At 30.2% G+C, this 25,095-nt stretch carries 28 protein-coding genes and 1 riboswitch; of the genes, 22 read left to right on the plus strand and 6 right to left on the minus strand.

The window, feature by feature from the left end; all coding sequences use genetic code 11:
- Positions 1–91 precede the first annotated feature (91 nt).
- A complete protein-coding gene (gene coaBC / locus CCE28_RS08105; protein WP_095132790.1) occupies positions 92–1,291 on the plus strand; it encodes a bifunctional phosphopantothenoylcysteine decarboxylase/phosphopantothenate--cysteine ligase CoaBC in 1,200 nt (399 codons plus the stop codon).
- Positions 1,292–1,301: 10 nt separating this feature from the next.
- Here the strand turns inward: coaBC and CCE28_RS08110 are convergent, their stop codons facing one another.
- Positions 1,302–2,915 carry a sensor domain-containing diguanylate cyclase gene (locus CCE28_RS08110; protein WP_095132792.1) on the minus strand — a complete coding sequence of 538 codons (1,614 nt, stop codon included), beginning with the start codon at positions 2,913–2,915 and terminating at the stop codon, positions 1,302–1,304.
- Positions 2,916–3,061: 146 nt separating this feature from the next.
- Between CCE28_RS08110 and CCE28_RS08115 the strand changes: the two genes are divergently transcribed.
- From CCE28_RS08115 to CCE28_RS08125, 3 genes are all read left to right on the plus strand, one after another.
- A complete protein-coding gene (locus CCE28_RS08115; protein ID WP_278277532.1) occupies positions 3,062–3,238 on the plus strand; it encodes a PAS domain-containing protein in 177 nt (58 codons plus the stop codon).
- Positions 3,239–3,334: 96 nt separating this feature from the next.
- A complete protein-coding gene (locus tag CCE28_RS08120) occupies positions 3,335–4,723 on the plus strand; it encodes a tryptophanase (protein ID WP_095132796.1) in 1,389 nt (462 codons plus the stop codon).
- A gap of 83 nt (positions 4,724–4,806) precedes the next feature.
- On the plus strand, positions 4,807–5,184 hold the full coding sequence (locus CCE28_RS08125) for a RidA family protein (protein WP_095132798.1): 378 nt from the start codon (positions 4,807–4,809) through the stop codon (positions 5,182–5,184).
- Positions 5,185–5,226: 42 nt separating this feature from the next.
- Here the strand turns inward: CCE28_RS08125 and CCE28_RS08130 are convergent, their stop codons facing one another.
- Genes CCE28_RS08130 through CCE28_RS08140 form a run of 3 tightly spaced genes read right to left on the minus strand, consistent with a single transcriptional unit; the run spans position 5,227 to position 6,251 of the window.
- On the minus strand, positions 5,227–5,799 hold the full coding sequence (locus CCE28_RS08130; protein WP_095132800.1) for a manganese catalase family protein: 573 nt from the start codon (positions 5,797–5,799) through the stop codon (positions 5,227–5,229).
- Positions 5,800–5,817: 18 nt separating this feature from the next.
- Positions 5,818–6,072, minus strand: a complete 255-nt coding sequence (locus tag CCE28_RS08135) for a spore coat protein CotJB (protein ID WP_095132802.1) — start codon at positions 6,070–6,072, stop codon at positions 5,818–5,820.
- A gap of 11 nt (positions 6,073–6,083) precedes the next feature.
- Positions 6,084–6,251, minus strand: a complete 168-nt coding sequence (locus CCE28_RS08140; protein ID WP_095132804.1) for a spore coat associated protein CotJA — start codon at positions 6,249–6,251, stop codon at positions 6,084–6,086.
- A 141-nt stretch (positions 6,252–6,392) separates the two neighbouring features.
- A riboswitch (FMN riboswitch) is annotated at positions 6,393–6,507 on the plus strand.
- A 307-nt stretch (positions 6,508–6,814) separates the two neighbouring features.
- Between CCE28_RS08140 and ribD the strand changes: the two genes are divergently transcribed.
- The 8 genes from ribD to glsA all read left to right on the plus strand — a co-directional run bounded on the left by ribD (position 6,815) and on the right by glsA (position 15,108).
- Entirely contained in the window at positions 6,815–7,912 is a 1,098-nt protein-coding gene (gene ribD / locus CCE28_RS08145) for a bifunctional diaminohydroxyphosphoribosylaminopyrimidine deaminase/5-amino-6-(5-phosphoribosylamino)uracil reductase RibD (protein WP_095132806.1), read from the plus strand.
- Complete coding sequence (locus tag CCE28_RS08150) at positions 7,912–8,550, plus strand: riboflavin synthase (protein WP_095132808.1); 639 nt, start codon at positions 7,912–7,914, stop codon at positions 8,548–8,550. The genes ribD and CCE28_RS08150 overlap by 1 nt, the downstream gene beginning before the upstream one ends.
- Before the next feature lie 20 nt (positions 8,551–8,570).
- A complete protein-coding gene (locus tag CCE28_RS08155; RefSeq protein ID WP_095132810.1) occupies positions 8,571–9,758 on the plus strand; it encodes a bifunctional 3,4-dihydroxy-2-butanone-4-phosphate synthase/GTP cyclohydrolase II in 1,188 nt (395 codons plus the stop codon).
- 277 nt (positions 9,759–10,035) lie between these two features.
- A complete protein-coding gene (gene ribH, locus CCE28_RS08160) occupies positions 10,036–10,497 on the plus strand; it encodes a 6,7-dimethyl-8-ribityllumazine synthase (protein ID WP_095132812.1) in 462 nt (153 codons plus the stop codon).
- Between the two features lie 104 nt (positions 10,498–10,601).
- Positions 10,602–11,255, plus strand: coding sequence for a response regulator transcription factor (locus CCE28_RS08165; RefSeq protein ID WP_176461723.1), 654 nt, complete (start codon positions 10,602–10,604; stop codon positions 11,253–11,255).
- Complete coding sequence (locus CCE28_RS08170; RefSeq protein WP_095132816.1) at positions 11,252–12,649, plus strand: sensor histidine kinase; 1,398 nt, start codon at positions 11,252–11,254, stop codon at positions 12,647–12,649. The genes CCE28_RS08165 and CCE28_RS08170 overlap by 4 nt, the downstream gene beginning before the upstream one ends.
- Positions 12,650–12,725: 76 nt before the next feature.
- Positions 12,726–14,063 (plus strand): sensor histidine kinase, encoded by a 1,338-nt coding sequence (locus tag CCE28_RS08175; protein ID WP_095132818.1) that lies wholly within the window; start codon positions 12,726–12,728, stop codon positions 14,061–14,063.
- Between the two features lie 127 nt (positions 14,064–14,190).
- Positions 14,191–15,108 (plus strand): glutaminase A, encoded by a 918-nt coding sequence (gene glsA / locus CCE28_RS08180; protein WP_095132820.1) that lies wholly within the window; start codon positions 14,191–14,193, stop codon positions 15,106–15,108.
- 146 nt (positions 15,109–15,254) lie between these two features.
- Here glsA and CCE28_RS08185 read toward each other — a convergent pair whose 3' ends face one another.
- Positions 15,255–16,310 carry an FAD-dependent oxidoreductase gene (locus CCE28_RS08185; protein WP_095132822.1) on the minus strand — a complete coding sequence of 352 codons (1,056 nt, stop codon included), beginning with the start codon at positions 16,308–16,310 and terminating at the stop codon, positions 15,255–15,257.
- A gap of 128 nt (positions 16,311–16,438) precedes the next feature.
- Here CCE28_RS08185 and CCE28_RS08190 point away from each other — a divergent pair, with 128 nt between their 5' ends.
- From CCE28_RS08190 to CCE28_RS08210, 5 genes are all read left to right on the plus strand, one after another.
- Positions 16,439–16,657, plus strand: coding sequence for a hypothetical protein (locus tag CCE28_RS08190; protein WP_095132824.1), 219 nt, complete (start codon positions 16,439–16,441; stop codon positions 16,655–16,657).
- Positions 16,658–16,668: 11 nt separating this feature from the next.
- Positions 16,669–16,896: a hypothetical protein gene (locus CCE28_RS08195; protein ID WP_095132826.1), complete on the plus strand. Its 228-nt coding sequence runs from the start codon at positions 16,669–16,671 to the stop codon at positions 16,894–16,896.
- 12 nt (positions 16,897–16,908) lie between these two features.
- Positions 16,909–17,361, plus strand: a complete 453-nt coding sequence (locus tag CCE28_RS08200; protein ID WP_095132828.1) for a hypothetical protein — start codon at positions 16,909–16,911, stop codon at positions 17,359–17,361.
- Between the two features lie 25 nt (positions 17,362–17,386).
- Entirely contained in the window at positions 17,387–17,836 is a 450-nt protein-coding gene (locus CCE28_RS08205; protein ID WP_095132830.1) for a hypothetical protein, read from the plus strand.
- An 88-nt stretch (positions 17,837–17,924) separates the two neighbouring features.
- Positions 17,925–18,998, plus strand: a complete 1,074-nt coding sequence (locus CCE28_RS08210; protein ID WP_095132831.1) for an NAD(P)/FAD-dependent oxidoreductase — start codon at positions 17,925–17,927, stop codon at positions 18,996–18,998.
- A gap of 10 nt (positions 18,999–19,008) precedes the next feature.
- Here CCE28_RS08210 and CCE28_RS08215 read toward each other — a convergent pair whose 3' ends face one another.
- Positions 19,009–20,136: a GerAB/ArcD/ProY family transporter gene (locus tag CCE28_RS08215; RefSeq protein WP_095132833.1), complete on the minus strand. Its 1,128-nt coding sequence runs from the start codon at positions 20,134–20,136 to the stop codon at positions 19,009–19,011.
- A 152-nt stretch (positions 20,137–20,288) separates the two neighbouring features.
- Between CCE28_RS08215 and CCE28_RS08220 the strand changes: the two genes are divergently transcribed.
- The 5 genes from CCE28_RS08220 to CCE28_RS08240 all read left to right on the plus strand — a co-directional run bounded on the left by CCE28_RS08220 (position 20,289) and on the right by CCE28_RS08240 (position 25,032).
- On the plus strand, positions 20,289–21,845 hold the full coding sequence (locus CCE28_RS08220; protein WP_095132835.1) for a spore germination protein: 1,557 nt from the start codon (positions 20,289–20,291) through the stop codon (positions 21,843–21,845).
- Positions 21,846–23,030 carry a Ger(x)C family spore germination protein gene (locus tag CCE28_RS08225; RefSeq protein ID WP_278277531.1) on the plus strand — a complete coding sequence of 395 codons (1,185 nt, stop codon included), beginning with the start codon at positions 21,846–21,848 and terminating at the stop codon, positions 23,028–23,030.
- Between the two features lie 3 nt (positions 23,031–23,033).
- Positions 23,034–23,261 carry a hypothetical protein gene (locus tag CCE28_RS08230; RefSeq protein WP_095132839.1) on the plus strand — a complete coding sequence of 76 codons (228 nt, stop codon included), beginning with the start codon at positions 23,034–23,036 and terminating at the stop codon, positions 23,259–23,261.
- A gap of 121 nt (positions 23,262–23,382) precedes the next feature.
- Entirely contained in the window at positions 23,383–24,120 is a 738-nt protein-coding gene (locus CCE28_RS08235) for a polysaccharide deacetylase family protein (protein ID WP_095132841.1), read from the plus strand.
- Positions 24,121–24,204: 84 nt separating this feature from the next.
- Positions 24,205–25,032 (plus strand): GGDEF domain-containing protein, encoded by an 828-nt coding sequence (locus CCE28_RS08240; RefSeq protein WP_095132843.1) that lies wholly within the window; start codon positions 24,205–24,207, stop codon positions 25,030–25,032.
- Positions 25,033–25,095: the final 63 nt, after the last annotated feature.

Raw genomic sequence — 25,095 nt, forward strand, 5'->3', positions numbered from 1 at the left:
ACCTCTTATATTAAATGGGATTTTAATATATAATTATCATGTGATTTAAGGATAATATTATTTAAGATAATACAATAAAGAGGTGTAAATTATGAAAAATATAGTTTTAGGGGTAACAGGTGGAATTGCAGTATATAAAGCTTGTGATATAGTAAGCAGACTAAAGAAAAAGGGATATAATGTGGATGTTATTATGACTAAGTCTGCAACAGAGTTTGTGACTCCCCTTACATTTAGATCCCTATCTCAAAATTATGTGGTAACAGATATGTTTGATGAACCTAAGACTTGGGATATAGAACATATTGCACTTGCTAAAAAGGCAGATTTATTTTTAGTAGCACCGGCAACTGCAAATATAATAGGTAAAATGGCTAATGGTATAGCTGATGACATGCTTAGTACCACACTTATGGCCACAAGGGCTAAAATATTAATAGCACCTGCCATGAATACAAATATGTATGAGAATGTGGTAGTACAGGAGAATATGGAAAAGCTACAGAGATTAGGATATAATTTTGTAGACCCGGCAGAAGGGCGATTAGCTTGTGGAGATTTGGGAAAGGGTAAATTGGCAGATCCAGAAGTAATAGTTAATGAGGCTGTGAAGTTATTAGAAGAAAAGCAGGACTTAAAGGGTAAAAACATATTAATTACGGCTGGACCTACAAGGGAACCTATAGATCCAGTTAGATATATAACTAATCATTCATCGGGGAAAATGGGCTATGCCATAGCAGAGAGAGCTGCTAAAAGGGGGGCCAATGTGGTTTTAATATCAGGTCCTACAAATTTAGATAAACCAAAGGGTGTAGAGTTCATATCTGTAGAAAATGCAAATGATATGTATAATGAGGTTACTAATAGATTTAAGTGGGCTAATATAATAATTAAGTCTGCTGCCGTTGCAGATTATAAACCTAAAGATGTGAGTGATAAAAAGATTAAAAAAAGCAATGATGAATTGGCCATAGCTTTAGAGCGAAACTATGATATATTAAAAGAACTAGGTAGGATGAATGAAGACAATAATAAGACTTTAATTGGCTTTGCAGCTGAAACTAATGATTTAATAGAAAATGCTAAGTCTAAGCTTAACAAGAAAAATGTAGATATGATTGTTGCTAATGATTTGACTAAAAAGGGTGCAGGATTTAAAAAGGATACAAATATAGTTACTATATTAGAAAGAAATGGTAATATTACTGAATATGGAGAAATGAAAAAAATTGATTTGGCAGATATTATATTAGATAAGGGAAATGAAATTAGTAAGGGACGGTTATAACCGTCCCCTTTTATAATACTTTTTTATAATTTTTTTTGTCCAAATACATCCTTTTATCAGCTTCTTCTAAAAAATGATCTAAGGTATGGAATACTCTATTGTCGTATTGACAAATTCCCACACTAATAGAGAATACATAGTTTTTCTTAGATTTTCTAGTATATTGACTAAGTTTTACTTTAATTTTAGTAATAATTTTTTTTGTTTGAATTTCACTACAATTGTTCAATATTATTAAAAATTCATCTCCGCCTAATCTACAAAATGTGTCTGTAGACCTTATACATTCTTTTATTATGTTACATATTTCGCAAATTAAAAAATCTCCTTCTTTATGACCATTAATATCATTAACCATTTTTAAATTGTTTATATCAATATAAGCTATGGTTAGGTGTTTATTAGTTTCGTCTAAATCTTCTATATGTTTTTTTAATATATCTAATCCAGCACGTCTGTTGTATAATCCTGTAAGGGTATCCGTATGGGCATCCCTTTTTAACTGATTTTTAAATAACTTATTATTAAAATCTATATAGGCTAGTACTATGGATAAAATAAAAATAAAAATTATTATTAGAGCACTCCAGCCAATTAATGAGTTTAAGACATATTGTTTTATTTGGGCTATGGAATAATCATCTATATAGGATACTAGATTCCACGAATAGTCTGAATTATATACTATAGAAGTATATTCATTGGGGAAATTACATCTATTGTTTAGTTTAGTGTAACCAGAAGTAGGATATACCGTATCAAAGGTGAATATTCCGTTTTCATCCTTATGTACTCCATATTTATTTTCAACTATAGAATTCCAAGCATCTGGATAAGAGGATTTAAAAGAAATATGCTCTTTACCATCAATCATAAAAGTCCAGTTAGTACTAGTGTTATTACCCATAAGCCAATATCCATCATTGTTTAGAAGCATTAATTCAGGAGTTAAAAACTTATATATATTTTTGTTATATCTCACATCTATTTTGTCTATGAGATATTTGCCAAAATAGTTAATCATTAATACACCACGTTTATTCCTCTCATCATCATAAAGGGGAGTACCAAACCTTATGGTTGGTTTGTATGGTAATTCAAGCTCGCCATTTTCCAGATTTAAATCTAATGGAGAAATGTAGAGTTCACCTTTTGTTAGCTTCATTGTTTCCTTAAAATAATATCTTTCCTTTTTATTTTGTAAATTTTCTTTTGGTATAATTTGAGGTAAATTATCTCCATAAAGTACCTTAATTATTTCATTTCCATCTGCATCTAGTAAGCGAATCTGATTATAAATTTTTTTTGAATTAGAAAATGTATAAAGTTGATTAGTCAAATCTTCTAGTTCAGATTCATCTCCATAGTTTATATAGTTTTGCAATTCTTCTTTTTCATATAAGTACTTTAAATCTCCAATTACATTTTCAAATTCATTATTAATAGTATTTTTTACAATTTGGGAATGAATTTTCTGATTATTTATCATTATATCCTTCGTGTATTTAAAACCTATCAAATATACTTCATAACAGATAAATAGGGTTATCATACTTAAGATAGTAAAATATTTTAATATATTTTTATATAAAATTTTATTTGAATTTTTACAATAGAGTTCCATAAAACCTCCTATTTTGTTCCACAACACAATATTTAACAGTATTCTACATTATTTATAAAAATCCTCTTAAAGAAATTGTAATATTTGTATATATACATAATGGAAAATGTTTAAATTCTACGGCTTAAGCATGAATATATTCTTTCATTTGCAATTATAAGATTCACATGAAAAACGAGAAAATATTAATATCATTCAGTTGTTTTATAAAAGATGATAATAATAAAATAGTGGGAATGTTATGTGTAAATATAGATGAACATTTTGGGAATAATAATATAGTTGCAAATATGGAATTAAACACTAAGGATATATTTTATTAAAAGGGTGAGTAACTGAAGTGGCTAAAGTGTTGAAGGTTTCAGAGGCCGCTGTATATAGATGCTTAGGTAAAATAATTATTATGAGGAGGATTAATAATGAAAAAAATAATTCCAGAACCATTTAAGATTAAGATGGTAGAACCTCTTAAGACTACTACAAGGGAGCACAGAGAAAAGGCTTTAGAAGAAGCAGGGTACAATCCATTTTCCCTTAAATCAGAAGACGTATATATAGACCTTTTAACTGATAGCGGAACTGGTGCCATGAGTGATAGACAATGGTCAGCCTTGATGATGGGTGATGAATCCTATGCAGGAAGTAGAAACTACTATGAGTTACTAGAAGTGGCAAGAGAATTATTTGGATATACATATATTATTCCTACCCATCAAGGTAGGGGAGCTGAACAAGTAATGTTTCCTAACTTAGTAAAAAAAGGGCAAGCAGTTTTAGGGAACATGCACTTTGATACTACAAAGGCACATATTGAATTATCAGGAGCTAGAGCTGTAAATTGTGTTACAGATAAGGCCTTTGATACTATGACTCCATATGATTTTAAAGGAGATTTTGACCTTGAAAAATTAGAAAAGGCCATAATTGAAGAAGATAACGGAAAAAATGTAGCATTCATATTAGTTACTATTACTTGTAATAGTGCAGGTGGTCAACCCGTTTCTATGGAAAATACTAGAAAAGTAAAAGAAATGGCAGATAAGTATGGCATAAGAGTATTTATAGATGCAGCTAGATATGCAGAAAATGCGTATTTCATAAAGAGGAGAGAAAAGGGTTATGAAAATAAGTCCATAAGAGAAATTATACTTGAGCAATTTAGTTATGGTGAAGGTTTTGCCATGAGTGCTAAAAAAGATGGTATTGTAAATATGGGAGGGCTTATTGGAATTAAGGAAGATAAGGACCTTTATGTGGCTTGTAGATCCACATTAGTACCTATGGAAGGATTCCCTACATATGGTGGACTAAATGGTAGAGATATGGCTGCCTTAGCAGTAGGTCTAGTAGAAGGAACAGAAGAAAGTTACTTAGAATACAGAATTGGTCAAGTGAAATATTTAGGTGATAGATTGATGGAGGCTGGAATACCTATTCAACATCCAACAGGAGGTCATGCTGTATTTGTAGATGCTAAGAAGATGTTACCTCATATACCATACGATCAATTCCCAGCACAAGCATTAGCCAATGCCCTATACATAGAGTCAGGAGTTAGGGGCGTTGAAATAGGATCATTCCTATTAGGAAGGGATCCTGAAACTAAAGAACAAATAGAATCTCCACTTGAATTACTTAGGTTAACTATTCCAAGAAGAGTATATACTTTTGCCCATATGGATGTTATAGCAGATGGACTAATTAAAATAAAAGATAAGGCCCAGGAGCTAAAAGGTCTTGACTTTACTTACGAACCAGAAGTTTTAAGACATTTCACAGCTAGATTAAAGCCAGTAGATAAAAAATAGTATATATAGAAATTATTGAATATATTGGCAGTTGAGTATGATATACTAAAATTATATTTACTATTAAGGAGGTTGAATAGAAGATGAAAGAAGCTGTAAGTACAAATAAAGCACCTGGTGCTATTGGACCATATTCTCAAGGAGTTAAGTTTGGAAATATGATCATTACTTCTGGACAATTACCTATTAATCCAGAAACTGGTGAAATGCCAGAGACAATTAAAGAGCAAACTAGACAATCCCTAGAGAATGTTAAAGCCATATTAGAAGAAGCAGGTACTTCTATGGATAAGGTGGTTAAGACTACTGTATTCTTAAATGACATGAATGATTTTGCTCAAATGAACGAAGTATATGGAGAGTTCTTTAGTGGTACATACCCATCAAGAAGCGCTGTGGAAGTTGCAAGAGTTCCTAAGGACGCATTAGTTGAAATTGAAGCGATTGCATTATCAGAATAATTAAAGGTGGCTAATTTTAGCCACCTTTTTTACTTATTTACTTTAGAAGAACTTTTTACTATCTTGAAATTCTTGAACTATTCTAAGGGTTTCTCCAAATCTTTGGAAGTGTACTATTTCTCTTTCCCTTAAGAATGCCAGGGCTTCATTCACTCCTGGGTCATCACTTACTTTTATAATGGCTTCATAAGTGGCTCGAGCCTTTTGTTCTGCTGCCATATCCTCATGTAAGTTTGCTATTGGGTCTTCCTTAGCTTGGATAAAGGTGGCTGTCCAAGGCACTCCAGAAGCGTCATGGGGGAATGGATTACGACCATGGGATACAAAATGAGCTTCAAAGGGAGTTCCTTTTATTTGGTCAATGGAAGCATTTTTTACTAATTTCCATGCAAGGGTTCCTATTATTTCCCAATGGGCCAATTCTTCTGTGCCTATATCTGTTAGTATTCCCTTAGCCTCATTGGTAGGCATGGAATATCTTTGAGTTAAGTACCTTATGCCAGCAGATAATTCACCATCTCCACCACCGAATTGTTCTAGTATCATAGCAGCTAGTGCTGGATTAGTAGTATCTACTCTAACTGGATATTGCAATTTCTTTTCGTATACCCACATATAAAAACCTCCTATAATTTAACTAAAATCATAATCCCAAGGCCAAGGTGTTTGTATATATTGCCAAGTATCTTTATTTTCATCTGAAATACTTAAAGGACCATACATTGTTGTATATTTGTCTCTAAGATATTTATGTTGCATGCGAATATTATTGTGAATCTGAAGGGCCTTTTTATCATCAGGATGAGTATCTAGATACAGGCTTATCTCAAGAAGAACAAAGCTTATTTCCATGAGTTTTTTTAACATACTAGATTGTCGTTTATCCATAATAACACCTCCTAGTGGCCACGTACAAAAGGTTGATATAGTTCAGGAAATAGGGTTCCTCTCATTAGAGCTTCTTCTGGAGAGTAGGTTTTATCTAGCCTTTGAAAGGGTACATAAGCTCGGGCTAGAATCATTTTCTTCTTGGGTTCTTTCATATAAGGGGACTTGTGCTCGTGCATAAAAACACCTCCAATTTTATAGTTTTATTTTAAAAAACTCTATAAAAATATAGTATGTAAAGGTCACTTAGGTGGTGAATACTAGAAAATGTATATTGACAAATATAATAAGTTAAACTATAATCAAATTAATTAAATAGTGTAAACCTTCAGGGCAGGGTGAAATTCCCGACCGGCGGTTAAAGTCCGCGAGCCAATAGGCTGACTTGGTGAAATTCCAAGACCGACAGTAAAGTCTGGATGAGAGAAGGAGAGAATTAGCTATAGTAATATGGCTATGTTTATGATATTTTGTATATTTACCCTGAAGAATTATTTCTTCAGGGTTTTTTAATACATATCTTTTAAGAATAGGTTATTTATATTTAAATAACTATAAATTCTCAAGATTCAAATCTTTCGAACGATCAAATCCTTCTCTTGTCTGAGAACATTTTCCTGAAAGCAAATAAATCAGTATTATTAAATATTTTTAATGTGTTATAAAAGCATAAGCTTTGGTGGAACATAATAAGAAAACATGGTGTATGAAATAATTTTTTGTTTCTTTAAGAGGTGAAAATATGGATGAAAAATATATGAAAAGAGCTATTGAGTTAGCTAAAAAAGGAGAAGGATTAGTAAGTCCTAACCCCTTAGTAGGAGCAGTGATTGTAAAGGATGGAAAAGTCATAGGAGAAGGCTATCACAAATACTATGGTGGTAATCATGCTGAAATAGAAGCTTTTAATTCAGCTGTAGATGAGGTAGAAGGGGCTACCATGTATGTGACTCTAGAGCCTTGCTTCCATCAGGGAAAAACTCCACCCTGTGTAAATGAAATAATAAAAAGAAAAATTAAAAGAATAGTTATTGGAATAAAAGATCCTAATTCATTAGTGGCAGGTCAGAGTATTAAACTTTTAGAAGATGAAAAAATAGAAGTGGTTGTAGGGGTTTGCAGTGAAGAAATAAAGATTTTAAATGAGGAATTCATAAAATATATAACTACTAAAGAACCATTTTGTATATTAAAAAGCGCCATGACTTTAGATGGGAAAATTGCCACTAAAACTGGTGATTCTAAATGGATAACTAATGAAAAGAGTAGGGAATATGTACACAAATTGAGAAATAGATTAAGTGCCATTATGGTAGGTGTAGATACTATCATTAAAGATGATCCCATGCTAAATACTAGGCTTGCAGGTATAAGTATAGATCCTATAAAGATAATAGTAGACACTAAAGGACGAATTCCTATAGAGTCTAGGGTTGTAAATATGGATTCTGACAAGGGCGTTATAGTGGTCACTACTAATTTAGTAGATAAAGAAAAGGAAGAAGAATTGAAAAATAGAGGAGTTAATTTAATTAAGACTCCCCTTAAAGATAATAGGGTAGATTTGAAATATTTATTTAAAGAATTAGGGAATAAAGGGATTGATAGTGTGTTAGTAGAAGGTGGAGGAACCTTAAATGACAGTTTGTTAAGAGAAGACTTAATAGATAAAATCATATTTTTTATAGGTCCTAAGATTATAGGAGGGAAGGAAAGCAAAAGTCCTGTAGAAGGAATGGGAGTGTCTTTCATGAGGGATTCTATAGAAGTGGAGAATATAAAGGTTAAGTCTTTTCATGATGATGTTATGATAGAAGGTTATGTAAGGAGGCATGTGTAGTGTTTACAGGACTAGTTGAGGAAATTGGTAGGGTAAAGAATATTACAAAAGATAATAAGGGTGCTCATATAGTTATAAAAGCAGAAAAAATATTAGAAGATGTAAAATTAGGAGACAGTATAAGCACTAATGGGGTATGTCTCACTGTAACTAGTTTTAGCAAAGATGAATTCACTGCTTATGCCATGCCTGAGACTATGAACAAAACTAATTTATCCCTATTAAAATCTAATGATTTAGTGAATTTAGAAAGGGCTTTAAAATTAGGAGACAGGCTAGGTGGTCATATGGTATCTGGTCACGTGGACGGGGTTGGAAAGATAGTAAATATAAGAGATGATTCTAATGCTAGAATCTTTGAAATAGAAGTGGAAAGAACTTTAACCAAGTATATAGTACCTAAAGGTTCCATAGGTATAGATGGAATTAGTTTGACTGTAGTTGATACAAAGGAAAACAGATTCTCTGTTTCCATAATTCCTCATACGAAGGAAGAAACAACTCTCTATACTAGAAAAATAGGCCATAGGGTGAATATAGAGTGTGATTTTCTCGGAAAGTATGTGGAAAAAGCTTTAAACTATACTGCTAAAAGTAATATAGATGAGAGTTTCTTAAAACTAAATGGATTTTGCTAATTAACTGAGGAGTGAATATTATGTTTAATAAAATTGAAGAGGCTATAGAAGATATAAGATTAGGGAAAATGGTAATTGTGGTAGATGATGAAAATAGGGAAAATGAAGGGGACCTACTTATGTCAGCCAGTATGGTTACACCTGAGAGTGTGAACTTTATGGCTAAGTATGGGCGAGGACTTATATGTGCTCCCTTAGAGAAAGAAAGAGCACTAGAATTAGGTTTAGAAAAGATGGTATTTAATAATACGGACCCAAAGGAGACTGCCTTTACCGTATCAATAGATAGTAAAGAGTGTACTACTGGCATATCTGCTTTTGAAAGGGCAGACACCATATTAAAAATGGTAGATGAAAATTCTACAAAGGATGACTTTACTAAACCAGGACATATATTTCCACTAGTAGCTAAAGAAGGTGGCGTATTAAAAAGGGCAGGTCATACGGAGGCAGCTGTAGATTTAGCTAAATTATCAAACACTGGAAACATGGGAGTCATATGTGAAATTATGAGTGAGGATGGAACCATGGCTAGAGTACCAGAACTATTGGGATTTGCCAAGAATCATAATTTAAAGATAATCACCATAGCAGATTTAATAGAATACAGAAGAAAAAAAGAGTGTTTAGTAGAAAAGATAGCAGCGGCTAATATGCCTACTAAATATGGAGATTTTAAAATAGTGGGTTTTATAAACAAATTGAATGGGGAACATCATGTGGCATTAGTAAAGGGAAATGTAGATGATGGGGAACCAGTATTAGTAAGAGTTCATTCAGAGTGTTTGACTGGAGACGCTTTTGGGTCTTTAAGATGTGATTGTGGAGATCAATATGGTGCTGCCATGAAGAAGATAGAAGAAGAAGGAAGAGGAATACTTCTTTATATGAGACAAGAAGGAAGAGGAATAGGTCTTATAAATAAGATTAGGGCTTATGAGTTACAAGACAAAGGAATGGATACTATAGAAGCTAATATTGCCTTAGGATTTGAAGAAGATTTAAGGGAGTATGGTATAGGGGCTCAAATATTAAAAGAATTAGGTGTTAAGAAGATTAAATTAATAACTAATAATCCTAAGAAAATATCAGGATTGTCTGGATATGGACTAGATATAGTGGATAGAGTTTCTATTAAGACTCATGTTCATGATGAGAGTATTAATTATATAAAGACTAAGAAAGAAAAAATGGGACACATGTTATAGGTGAAGGGTGTGTGCAACAGGTATATGAACCTACTACGTTTCTATAAATCAAAACGTTTCACAGGTAAGTCACTATCACATGCTAGAATGTTTATCTGATACGTATTGTAGAAAGTTCATAATTGTTTGCAACATAGGATGTTGTGATGTTCCACCTGTTGAAAAAATTTTGATTCACAGAAACTTGTAGGTAGCAGAGTTTATTGGATTATGAAAACGTTGAAAAAGTATGAAGAAATTAAAATAAAGGGAACATAAAAATAAGGAGGAATAAGTTATGAAAATATATGAAGGTAATTTAATAGGTAAAGGTTTAAAGGTAGGAATAGCTGTGGCAAGGTTTAATGAGTTTATAAACTCTAAGTTATTAGATGGTTGTATAGATGGTCTTAAGAGACATGGGGTAGAGGAAGAAAATATACATATTTCATGGGTCCCTGGGGCCTTTGAGATTCCGTTAGTGGCAAAGAAGATGGTAAAGAGTAAAAAGTATGATAGTGTAATATGTTTAGGTACAGTTATAAGAGGAACTACAAGTCATTATGATTATGTTTGTAGTGAAGTATCTAAGGGAGTGGCACAAGTATCATTAGAAAGTGAGATTCCAGTAATATTTGGAGTACTTACTACAGATAATATAGAACAGGCCATAGAAAGGGCTGGGACTAAAGCTGGTAACAAGGGCTTTGAAGCAGCTTCAACAGCTATAGAAATGGCAAATTTATTAAAAGAAATTTAATGATTGTTTAACACCTTAAGGATAGTAAAATTTACTATCCTTTTTATTTTTTGTAACCAAATTGCCATAGAAAAATAGTATCCTATAGATAGGAGATGATTTTTATGAAAATATTAATTATAGAAGATGAAGAGAGAATGAGACGCCTAATTAAGGACTATCTTAAAAGGGAGTATGAAATAGTAGAGGCTCGTGATGGAAAAGAAGGATTGGATTTATTTAAAAGGGAAAATCCGCATTTAATAATATTAGACGTGATGCTGCCCATATATGATGGATGGACTGTTTGTAGAAATATAAGGAAAGAATCCAATGTACCCATAATAATGCTTACGGCTAGAAGTGAAGAATGGGATGAATTGTTTGGATTTGAATTAGGTGTGAATGATTATGTAACTAAACCATTTAGACCTAAAATACTAGTTGCTAGAATTAATTCCATATTAAAAAGACAAGACAAGGATAATTTTGAGTATGGTCCTTTGTCTATAGACTATAAAGGGCATAGGGTATTTTTATATGGAGAAGAGCTCACATTATCTAAAACAGAATATAATTTGTTAACCTATTTAGTTAAAAATAAGGAACTGGCTTTATCTAGGGAGCAGATACTCAATGTTGTATGGGGGTATGATTATTATGGAGATGAAAGAACTGTAGATACTCACATAAAGAGATTAAGATCTAAATTAAAAGAAGGTGGAAAGTACATAAAAACTGTGAGAGGTATAGGTTATAGATTTGAGGTGCAATTATGAGAAAATCCATATGGTTTAAGTTATTTATAAGTATTACCATATTGGCCCTATTAATAATGAGCATAAGCTGGTTTATGAATACTAAATATTTGGAGAAATATTATATTTTTAAGAAGAAGGAAAAACTAGTAGAATATGGGAACGATATTGAAAGTTTGTATATTAATAAAGATGAAAATTTAGAGCATGAACTTACCAAAATAGAGAATGAATTAAATGGTAAGATATCTTTGCTAGATAATAAAAATCAATTCGTATATTATTCAGATAGTAAGGGAATGCTTTGTAAATTTAATTCAGATCTTACGAAAGAAAATAATACTATTATAGACATGTATACTTATAATAGATTTGGAATGAAGTTTCTAGTACTAAACAAACTAATGAAAGATAACAGTATATTAATAATGCAAATTCCCATAGCTCCCATAAAAGAATCTGTACATGTGGTAAATAGCTTTTATTGGTATATTGGAATCATAAGTATACTGGTATCTATTGTATTTGCCTATTTATTTAGCAAGAAATTTACTAAACCTATTATAGAATTAAATTTAGTAGCTAAAGACATGTTAAATTTAGACTTTAGTAAAAAATATGAGTATGGTAAGGACGATGAAATCGGTCAACTGTCATATACTATAAATCAACTATCTAGAAGATTACATTTCTATATTGAGAAGCTTAAAGATGACATAGAAAAGGAAAGGGAACTTGATAAAATAAGAAAGGAGTTTATTGCCAATGTATCCCATGAACTTAAAACTCCCATATCCCTCATTCAAGGTTATGCAGAAGGCCTTAAGGAAAATGTTTTAGATGCGAAAGAAGATAAAGAATTTTATTGTGATGTAATAATAGATGAATCTGATAAAATGAATAAACTCATTAAAGAATTGTTGAACTTATCTAAACTCCAGTCTAGAAAAGTAAATTTAAATAAAAATTATTTTGATATAGTCAAGCTAATTGAAGAGACTAACAAAAAATATAAAAATATATTCTTAGAAAGGAATATAACTTATGAAATAGAGTATTTAAAAAAAGATATAATGATAAATGGAGATTATTATAAAATAGAACAAGTATTAACTAACTTAACTAATAATGCCATAAACCATGTAGATTATGATAAAAGAATAGGCATAAAAATTTATGAAAAGGATAATAAAGTTATGGTCACAGTAAAAAACACAGGACCTAATATTGAAGAAAAGCATATAAACAAAATATGGGAAAGTTTTTATAAGGGAGATGTGTCTAGAAATAGAACAGATGGAGGTACAGGTTTGGGTCTTGCAATTGTTAAGGAAATAATAGAACTTCATAACGGAGAATATGGAGTGGATAATCAGAAGGATGGTGTAGCTTTTTGGTTTAATATACCAATTTGATAAAAAAATAATATAATGGTATAATTTGACTAAAATACTAAAAACACGAATTTAGTCGAAATTAAGGGGAAAGATTATGTCATATGTAGGCTATATATTTATGATTATGTTAGAGTGTATAAATGTAATTAATTTATACGAAATTATTTCAAATAAAGAAAGAGCATTAAATAGTAATATAAAAAAAATAATTATATTAGTCTATTACTTTTCAATTGCTTTATTCCTAATCCCTAACTTACCTTTGGCCTATAAGGCTATTATAATTAGTATAACTAATATGATCGTATTTTCTAGATTATACAAAATGAAATTTGTAGATTCTGTATTTCCTGTATTCTGTAGCTTCATATTTATAATCATATGTGAAAGCATAAGTATGATTATACTTACTATGACTTCTAAAATATATTATGTAGATGTAATTGAACTCACAAATACGAAGGCATTAGTAGGAAGCTTAAGTGGAATTATAGGTTTTATTTGTATATATATTCTTAAAAAAAGAGAATTTAAATTTATTTTAACTCTTAAAAGGTATAGAGAAAATTTTGTTCTTAACTATGGGGTAATATCTGTAGTTAGTTTGATTCTATTAGGATTGACCTTTAGGGAATTGTTATATAAGAATGAACAAATATATTTATTTGAAATTAGTATTAATATATTATTCTTGGTATTTGTAATAACTTCCATAATGATAGTAAGGGAAAGGGATAATTTAGTAAGAATAGAGCATGAATATGAACTTCAAAATCAACATATAGAAAATATAGAGAATATAATTGGAATAATAAGAAAAGAGAAACATGATTTTTCAAATCATATAAGTACTATACATGCATTATGTCTACTGAATAAACCAGATGCTGTACAGAAAATAAGAAAATATCTTGAAAATTTATCTGAGGGATTAAGGGATTCTTATCACTATTATGATTCGGGAAATGATTATGTGGATAGTTTATTACTAGTTAAAAGTAGTCAGGCCTATGAAAAGTCAATAAATCTTGATGTGGAATTTGAGAGTTCTTTAGAGCATATAAATATGCGAGGACAAGACCTAATAAGTATGTTCAGTAATATAATAGACAATTCCTTTGATGTTATGGAAAAATATGATAATGACCATAAAGTAATAGGTGTGTATACATATTTAGAGAGAGATGTATATTGCATATCAATAAGTAATAATGGCCCTATCATATCCACAGAATTAAGGAATAAGATGTTTAAAAAGGGTTATTCTACCAAGGGTGAGAAATCTAGTGGCAGAGGATATGGTTTATATATTGTAAAGGAATTAGTAGAGAATAATGGTGGAGTTATAGAAGTTACAAGTAATGAACATGAAACACAATTTAAAATGAAATTCCCATTACATGGAGAAAATAAACTACAAAGGGCTCTTTAAGGGCATTTGTAGTTTTTTTAATTATAGTTTTACATACATAAGATTTAACTCCTGGAATTAGGCTATAATAAAATAAGATAGTTTGATATACTATTAATTGGGAAACTATTATTGGCAGGTGAATAGAATGGAGAACTTACTAGAGAAAATAGTTAAAGATAATAGGTCTTTAACTAAAGAAGGAAAGGTTGCAACTTATATTCCAGAGTTGGCAAATGGAAATGGAAGTGCATTAGGAATTTGTGTTATAACAAAGGATAAGGAAATTTTTCAAGCAGGAGACTTTGAGACTAAATTTACTATACAAAGTATATCAAAGATAGTTAGTTTAATGTATGCCATAAAGTATACTGGAATAGATACTGTATTTAAAAAAGTCAGTGCAGAACCTACGGCTTATGGATTTAATTCCATAGTAAATTTAGAAGTGAAAAATTATAATAAGCCCTTAAACCCAATGATAAATGCAGGTGCTATAGCAGTAGCATCCATGTTAAAGGGCACCACTAGTAATGAAAAATTTGAAAATGTTTTAAATTTTATAAGGCAAATTTGCAATAATAACGAGATTCAATTAAATGAAAAAGTATATTTATCAGAAAAAAGAACTGGACATCGAAATAGATCCTTAGCTCACTTTATGAGGAGTACAAATGTTATAGAAGGTGATGTGGAAGAAATACTAGATGTATATTTTAAATTGTGTTCTATTGAGGTGACTTGTAAGGACATAGCTAGTATAGCAGCTATGCTAGCCTTAGATGGAGTTTTATGGCATAATGACGAAAGAATAATTGAGTCTCATATAGCTAAAATGGTAAAGGCTATAATGATGACTTGTGGTATGTATGATGCATCGGGAGAGTATGCTGTAAAAGTAGGAATACCATCTAAGAGTGGTGTAGGTGGTGGGATTTTAGCTACGGTGCCTAATAAAATGGGTATAGGTGTAGTTGGTCCTGCACTAGATGAAAAGGGAAATAGTATAGCAGGAATTGAAGTATTAGATCAGTTAAGTAAAGAATTAAATTTAAGTATATTTTAATATATAGATAGAGAATACTAAAAATTTTATTTAATAAATAATTACTTGAAAAATTTTTAGCTTTATATTAATAGGGTTAAGAGATTAAGTTAAGGGTTTGGGGATAAAAACTCCCAACTCTAAACTTTAAACTCTTAACCCTATTTTTAAAAATGTTTTTTTACGAGGGGAGCCATTTTATCCATGCGAAAAAATGGATTTTTATATATGACCCCTTTTAGTATGGGTAGATCTAATATATTTATTAAATGGTCTAGGTCCTTGTTATCCATATTATTCATGGCTTTTCTATAATAATCCATATTTCTTATATATTCTATTTGACGTGTCATTTCTTTCTCATAATCTAAATTATGACCTATATGTTGAGCTGCTGCATAACCACTGTGGATAGCACCCATAGCACCAAAACCTAAAAAATTATCACAAAATCCAGCTGCGTCACCTACGAAAATCACATTTTCATGAACTAAATTACTCATGAATCCCGTATCCTTGTATACGTCAAAGGTACTAATTAAAGTTCCTTCTAAAGGAACTGTGTCTAAGAATTTTTTCCAATAAAAATCCAATTCAGGATGGGATATATTATCCACTACTAACATGGCAAAAGATTCTTTAGAGTTATTTGGTATTAAATAGGCAAAGGCATTGTTACAATAATCCTTGTTAATCCACATTTTTAAAAGATCTGTTCTAAAATCTCCTACCATTTTACCAATCCTAGTATAAGCAGAAAAAGTATTAGTCCATAGATTATATTTCTTAGGAATTTTATTTGTTCCTGTGGCTACAACTATATAATCATACTCATTTTTTATATGGTCTATTTCAATATGGGAGTTGTAGTTAATCTTAGTTTTTAATTGGGACATAATTTGTTTTTCTAATGTATTTTCATTAAATGATCCCCTTTGAAAGATGTAACCTAAATTTCCACACACTTGAAAAGAGGAGTTTTGTGAATACATTTCTATGGTATGTAATTTATCCAGAGGAGTAAGCTTTAAACCCATAGTTTTTTTTATATGCTTTATTAAATCTTTCCTAAATAAATTTTGTAATTTCATAGTGGCTATAGAATACTCTAGATAATAATTTTCTAAATTCTTTTCAAATATATGAAAGTCTATTTTTAAACTTTCTAGTGCATGGGCACAAGATAGACCTGCAAGTCCAGCCCCTATAATTGCAACCTTCATATTTACTCAACCTTTCATTGCGAAAACCAAACTTTGAGTTAAGTTTCACTTCATAAGTATAATATTTGAAGAAGAAACAAAAAATATTAAAAAATATTTCAGCAAGTACATATGAAGAGGAGAAAATTATGGATCATGCATATAAAAATGCTAAAACCCAAATAATGATGTATGCTTTTTTAGATGAAAGCAGAAAAAAAGAAGAACTTTTAATAAATAAAATCCAATTATATGTATCTTTCATAAAGGAAAAAGAGGTGAAAAGTTATTTGAAGCAAATGATAAAAACTTCAAGGGAACATATAAATCTTTGTACAGACATGATGATTAAATTAAATTTAGAGTAATAGGTGATTATATGAAAAATGAAGATATATTAAAGGATTTATTAGGAACTAAAACAGAAAACCAAAGGATGTACAATGAATTTATGATTAAAAGTAGAAATCCAGAACTAAGAAAATTATTTTTAGATTTAAGAGATGATGAAATGAGGTATATATCAGAATTACAACAAAAGATTGAAAAATTAGAAGCTAAACCTAATATATTATCTCATGTTTTTTCTACTAGATTAAATAATTAAGAGGGCATGAATATGTCGTGGATAATACTATTTATAGTAAGTTGGATAATGTTTTTTATAGCAGTAGATTTCAAAATGTTAAAATATACTATTTGGTCAGGCCTGTTAACAGCATTAATAGAAGTATCAATAGATATTCTTTATACAGGCCATAAATTATATAAAACTGTGAATAATGTATTTGAAACAAAGGGAATATCTATTTTTTTTATATTTAGTGTTCCCATTGTAATAGGCACATTAATGAGTCAATATTATCCTAAAAAAAAGTTATATAGAATTTTAAATATATTTATAATAAGCATATTGTTTTATGCTGTAGAGTTTATACTTGTATTAAAGGGTGATTTAATATATATAAATTGGATTTGGATAGAGAGTTTAATAATAGATCTATTAACTATGATGAGCATAAGCTGGTTTAATTTGGTTGTATTAAATAAATGGAGAGAAAGTGTTCCATAGATTAAATAATTAAGAGGGTATGTATATGTCGTGGATAATACTATTTATAATAAGTTGGATAATATTTTTTATAGCAGTAGATTTTAAAATGTTAAAATATACTATTTGGTCAGGCTTGTTGGCAGCATGTATGGAATTCTTAATAGATATGCTTTTTATAGGTCATAATTTATTTAAAACTATAAATAATTTATTTGAAATAAAGGGAGTGCCTATTATATTTACATTTAGTGCACCCCTAGCAATGGGTATATTAATGTCTCAATATTATCCTAAGAGAAAGCTATATAGGATTCTAAATGTATTTGTACTAAGTATATTATTTTACTCTGTAGAATATATACTTTTATTAAAAGGTGATTTAATATATATGAATTGGAGTTTTGCTGAAAGTTTAGTAATAGATATATTAGCCATAATAACCATAAGTTGGTTTAATCTAGTTGTATTAAATAAATGGAGAGAGAGCATATGAGTACAATTACTTACACTTTAAGTTTGGCGTTTGTTGGAATTTTAACTTTAGTTTGGCTTAATATATGTAAAAGGAATTGAGGGCAGATATGAAAGTAGCCATTATAGGAGCAGGTATTGCAGGCCTTTCTTGTGCCTGTGAATTACAAAAATATAACATATCTTATACTATATTTGAAAGAAATAATTTTATTGGAGAAGGTATACCACATGTGGCAGCTTTTTTAAATATATTAGATAGGACAAAGGGAGATGCTCTTAAGTATTTTGAAAGAAATTATAAAATAAAAATAAAGGAATTAAGTACACTAAATAAAATTGTTCATCATTCTCCAAATAAAACTACCCTAGTGGAAAAGGCAAATCTAGGGCAAATTATATATAGGGGAAACCATAAGAACTCCTTTAAAATGCAGTTATTTAATCAACTGAAAAATCCCAATATACTCCTTAGTACTATGGGAGACTCGGATAAATTATCTAAAGAATATGATCATGTGGTTTTAGCCACGGGAAATCATTATGGAGCCCTTGAATATGGATGTTGGCAAACCTGGGTAAAAACCATAGTAAAGGGAGCAGTCATAAGTGGAAATTTTCATATGGATACATTAATCGTATGGATAAATAAGGATTATTGTAAAGAGGGTTATGCATATCTAACACCAATAGATAATAAAACAGCCGTATTAATATTAATAGTAACAGATATAAAAGAAAAAGAAATAGATATGTATTGGACACGATTTTTAGAAACTGAAAATATAAATAACAAAATACTACAGTCCTTTATGCTAGAACATGCAGCTGGATATTGTTATCCTAGAAAAGTAAACAATATATATTTTGCAGGGAATTCAGCAGGGGGAATAGATCCCTTTTTAGGATTTGGTCAATTAAATAGTATAATTCAAGGGGTAATGGTAGCTAGAGCAATTGCTGAAAATAAGAGCTATGATAAATTAATAAATAGTTTAACACAAAGAAATCTATGGATGTATGAGTTTAGGAAGAAATACAACAAAATGACAAATAAAGATTATGATAGATTAATTCAGACCATAGGAACTCCAGGGATAAAGCATACCATATACCATACCAATATAGATATAGTAAAGTGGGGAGGAACATCTTTTAATCTTTTTAATAAATTAAAAAAATAAAATCCTTTAACTAGGATTTTATTTTTTTCTTCTTTTCCGAGAACTTATTTTTAATCACTGCACATAAAAGAATAAATATTGGGATCACATATCCCATGCATATGGAAAAGATAGGGAATGTATAGTGTAAATATAAAACTAAAGATCCATCCCTTTTTATGGTGGTCATTGCCATGGTAACTAGTAATAGGAATATGGGAAACAATAATAAATTGTGATTTTTAATTTTAAATATTTCATAAACACAAGACCAAAATCCATAGGTAAGGAGAGCTATTTTTATGAATATACCCATTATCCATACACTTATAAATAGAACATCTAAATTGGCGAGGGATTTGCCAAAGCTAGCATATCTAACGAAGTTGTAAGCAGGATACATTAAATTCCTTGTTATACTGCCAAATACAGCTATTATCAATATGCCTACAATAAATGACAATCCAATTGATAACACAGATGAAATTAGTATCTTTCTTATATGTTTTCTTTCCTTAATAAATTTTGATAGTTGTATTATTATTACTAATTCTGCAAACCAACCATTTAATAAAATACTTCCTTTAAATACGGGAGTAAAACCATTTTCCAATATGGGGAGATAGTTGGAAAGGTTAAGGTTTTTAAGGTTTCCAATTAGTATGAGGCCTATGGCTATTGTACCTATAGGAAGTAATAATTCGTTCAATCTACAGACTATTTCTATTCCCTTTGATAGAGCCAGGATACTTATGATAGCTCCAATAATATAGAAGATTATAAAAGGAGTTGCTTGATTTGTGGTATCTTTTAAAAATTGGCCAAATTCTCCTAATACTAACCTTCCCATCTCAAAAAAATAATACATAAAAAGTAGATTAAGAAGGGTGCCGAAGAACTTACCAAATATTTCATTATTTATTTCCATTAGGGACATATATGGATACATATCTGTTATTAATATGTATATATACATCATAAGGACTCCACATAAGGTAGCAATTAAAACACTTAACCATGCATCTGCACCAGCCTCTTGCGCTACAGATGCGGGAAGTACAATACTTCCTGTTGATAATATGTAAGTAAGAAGTACTAATGCTGCCTGAAATGAGGAAATATTATGTTCGTCGATTGATGTACTTGTCTGAAATTTCATTGTAACTCTCCTTAGTATATATTAAAAGTATGTGAAAGATAGTTTTTGTAAAAAAAATACTTAATATACTCATTTATATCATATTGGAAAAATAGAATAGTTTATATAAATTTCAGGAAAACTAAGAAAAACTATTATGAGGAAGATGTGCTATGTTTTTTAATAGAAAAAAAGATAGAGAAGAAGAAGAGTACTTAAGTAAAAATATAGATAAAAATATTGATCGGTTAAAGGAAGAATTTCAAGATTGTTCCGACTTAGTTGACAGAGAATTTAAACTGAGTAAAACCCATACTAGAATAGTTATATTTTACATTGATGGCATAGTAGACAAGCAAGTTTTACAGGATAACGTACTTAGTAATATTTTAGTGAACATGAGAGGTTGTGATGATCCTGTAAAGATAAAGGAAAAGTTTTTGTTAGATATAATTAAGGACTATGATTTGCCCATAGGAGAAATAGGAAAAGTAGAGACTATAGAAGATTGTATAAGCAAAATAGTAGAGGGAAATACTATTTTATTTATGGATGGTATAAATATGGGATTGTGCTTATCTACCATAAAGCCTCCTGGAAGAACCATAGGACAACCTGTAACAGAAGCTAATATAAGGGGGCCTTTTGAAGCATTTACAGAAAATTTAAGGGCTAACACATCCTTAATAAGAAAGAGATTGAAAAGTAATAATTTAAAGATGGAAAATATTAATGCAGGTAAGTTAAGCAAGACTAACATTACCATATGCTATTTAAAAAATATAGTAGATGATAATCTGGTTAAAGAAGTAAAAAAGAGATTAGATAAGATTGAAATAGATACCATAATAGATAGCGGATACATAGAACATTTAATTGAGGATTCACCCTTGTCTGTATTTCCACAAATGGTTCATACAGAAAGACCAGATACATGTACAGCTGCTTTAAGTGAAGGGCGAGTAGTACTATTAGTAGATGGATCCCCCTTTGCGTTAATAGTTCCTGGTGTATTCATAGATTTTTTAACTGCACCAGAAGATTATTATTCAAAATTCTATATAGCTACCTTTGTGAGAATGTTAAGATATGCAGCCTTATTTACATCCTTAATAACACCGGGATTTTATATAGCTTTAACCACATTCCATCGGGCTATGATACCCTCAACACTACTTATTAGAATATCAGCAGCCCACGCCGAGGTGCCATTTTCAGCAACTATTGAAGTACTATTGATGGAAATGACCTTTGAATTACTAAGGGAAGCAGGCCTTAGACTACAAAAACCCATTGGTTCAGCTGTAAGTATAGTTGGAGCATTAGTAATTGGACAAGGGGCAGTAAAGGCTGGATTAGTATCCCAAGAAATAGTTATTATAGTAGCATTAACGGGGATTTCATCCTTTGCCATTCCTGTATATTCCATGGAAGTAGCCATAAGACTTTTAAGGTTTGTACTAATAATATTATCATCCATGTTAGGAATTTTAGGATTAGTAACAGGTCTAATGGTTATACTTATACATTTAGTATCTCTAAGATCCTTTGGAGTGCCCTATTTATCTCCCCTTGCTCCCATGTCCATAAAAGATTGGCAAGATATATTTTACAAGGTACCCATATGGGCTAATGAAAGCAGACCAACCTTCGTAAATCCTAAATCTCAAAAAAAGCAACAGGGAAATAGTATGCCTAAGAAAACTAATAAATCTATAAATAAAGTATAGGTGATAAAATTGAAGAAGATAGGTATTATTCTAATAATATGCCTGTTAATGACAGGCTGTTGGGACAAAACTGAATTGAAGGAAGTAGGCATAGTTACAGCTATGGGAGTAGATTTAGAAGATGATGGACAAATAACCATGAGTGTACTTATGGTTATTCCCCTAGGTAGTGAGGTGCAGCAATCGACTACCTGGTATGGTAAATCTAAGGGAAAGACTTTAATGGATGCTAGTAAGAATATAAGGAAGCATACTAGTAAGAAACCAGAATGGTATCATAGTAAACTAGTATTAATAGGAGAAAAATTGGCTAGAAAGGACATGTATAAGGTTTTAGATTATCTTTCTAGAAATCAACAAATAAGATATTCAAATAATATAATAGTATGTGAAGGTAGGGCAGATGAAGCCTTATCGGCACCTGCTGATTTAGAGACAAGCTTAGCATCTGAGATTGGTGGCTTAATTGAGAATACATCAGATTATACTAAGGCCTATGTGGAAAAGTTAAAGGATTTTCTACAAAGTATGGACAGTGAGACTGTGGGAAGTGTATGTGGAAGATTGAGATATTCTCAAGATAGAGAAATAACATTTTCATCAAATAGAGAAACCATAATGAAATTAAATGACGAAAAAGACTATAAGTATATAGCCTTAGAAGGGACATCTGTTTTTAAGGGAATGAAATTGGCTGGGTTTCTAAATGATTTAGAAACTAGTGGTTTTTTGTTTATTACAGGAAAAGCTAAAGGCGGTGGGATTCCTGTGAAAGTAGAAGAAGATCAATATGTATTTTTAGATCATTCAAAACCAGATAGTAAAATAGAAATCAATATGGAAGACAATAAAATACAAGCAAATATAAAGGTGGAGTTAGATACTTTAATAGTTGAGACTACAGAAGAATTAAGATTAAAGGATAAAAAGTTTATCAAAGAAATAGAAGAAATGGCAGCAAAAGAAGTTAGAGAGCGTATGGAAGCCTCTATGAAAAAGGCAAAAGAATTAAATTCTGATATATTTGGAATATCTGAACAAATTCATAAAACATATCCAAAAGTATGGAAAGAAATAAAAGATGATTGGGATAAAATATTTAAAGAAATTCCTATAGAATATGAAGTTAAAGTGAAAATTAAGGGCTTTAACCTAATAGGAGATAGGATTAAGCAGGTGAAGTAAAATATGATATACATAGTAATGTTAATATTTCTTGTGAGTATGGTAATATATACAATTTATTGTAGAAAAAATAAACTGAAGAGAGAGATGATTATAGGAAATACTTTCATTATAATCAGTACAATGTATTCCTATTTCTATATGGTAGGGGAACCCCTACCTGGACCTACAGAAGGTATTAATATGATTTTTGCTAAAATAGTAAATGCCATATACGGAGTAACCCTATAAGACCAAGAATAAAGAGAATTATAACAAAGTTATAAAAAGGATAAATGTACATGCCCTTTACTCATATAATCATAAAAAATTAATAAATATAAAGAGAAGAATAAAAAAAGGAGTAATAGGCATGTATAAAAAAATATTCTACTCTTTAATACTTATAATAATTATTGTTTTATTAATACAAATTAACAACATAATTTTAAACAAAGTGTATGTTGAAACTTTTTTTGATATGGAAAATAGTAGAGAAATAATATTGAATGGACCTAAAGATAAAAAGGTAGTGGCCCTTACCTTTGATGATGGCCCCCATCCAAGATATACCCCTCAAATATTAGATTTATTAGACAAATATGACGCTAAAGCTACTTTTTTTGTAATAGGAAAGCATGTAAAACTATATCCTGAAGTGGTGAAAAGAGAGGTGATTTCAGGTCACGAAGTGGGAAATCACACTTTTTCACATATTAATATAAGAGCCAATTCTTCTAAGAGAATATGGAAAGAGTTTCAAGAAACTCAAGACATAGTATATAAGGTGACAGGGAAAAAACCTACACTTTTTAGGCCACCTTTTGGCTATTATAACAATATGATTAAGAATATGGCATCTCAGGCTGGATGTGATGTTATCCTGTGGTCTACCCATCAGGATTCAAAGGATTGGAGTAGCCCTGGAGTAGATAAAATAGTAAACACTGTATTGAATAAAACTAGAAATGGAGATATTATATTACTTCATGATTATGTAGAAGGAAAATGCCATACAATAGAAGCTTTAGAGACTATATTACCGGAATTAAAGAAAAGAGGTTTTAAGTTTCTGACTATTTCAGAATTATTAAATCTTACAGCAGAATAAAAATATTAAAAAGTTAAAAGGATAATTCTTTTAATTGTAGAATAATATAGTACTTAGGACCTGTTGGAAACGAAGGGGATAAATATGAAGAATGATATGTTTTTTTTCTACGAAGGATTCCATCCAATGTTTATAATAGATTATAATAGCTTTAATGTGGTAAATATAAATGAAAAAGCTAAAAATCTATGTAATATGGACTTAAGTAAAGTTAATAGAATAGAAGATTTCATTCCATATGTAAATATACATATTAAAGATAAAATAAAAATAGATTATATCTTGAGGAATAAATATATTTTTCATAGTTGGTTTGATGTTTATTTGAAAAAAATAAATCTAGAAAATAAAGATTATATATGGATACAATTAATAGATGTGAGTAGGTATAAAACGAAAGAAGAAGAAGCAAAGTATATTGCTTATCATGATACGGTGACTAACTTGCCAAATAGAAGGTATATGGACGATTATCTTAAGGTGATTTTTAATAGTGCCATGAGAGAAAATAAAAATATAGGCTTAATGTTTATAGATTTAGATAATTTTAAAAGCATTAATGATACATATGGTCATATGGCAGGAGATGAAGCCTTAAAAACCGTAAGTAAACATATAAAAGGAGCCCTAAGAAAAAGTGATTTAATAGCTAGATTTGGAGGAGATGAATTTCTAGTAATATTAGAAGATATGCCTAAAATTGAAATTGCAAATTCTGTGGCTGAGAGAATAATAGAAGAATTACAGACGCCTATAATAGTGAAAGAAAAAAAGATAAAGATAACTTGTAGTATAGGTATTGGAATGTTCCCTGAACACGGAAATGATATGGAGTCCATAATAAATTATGCAGATAAGGCCATGTATGAAGCTAAAAGATTAGGAAAAAATACATATAAAAAGAATTATTAAATAGCTAAAGTATTTACTTTAGCTATTTTTAAATAGTAAGGTATAATTAAGATAATAAGATGA

This window comes from Anaeromicrobium sediminis (assembly GCF_002270055.1).
In the GTDB taxonomy this organism is placed as follows: Bacteria; Bacillota; Clostridia; order Peptostreptococcales; family Thermotaleaceae; genus Anaeromicrobium; species Anaeromicrobium sediminis.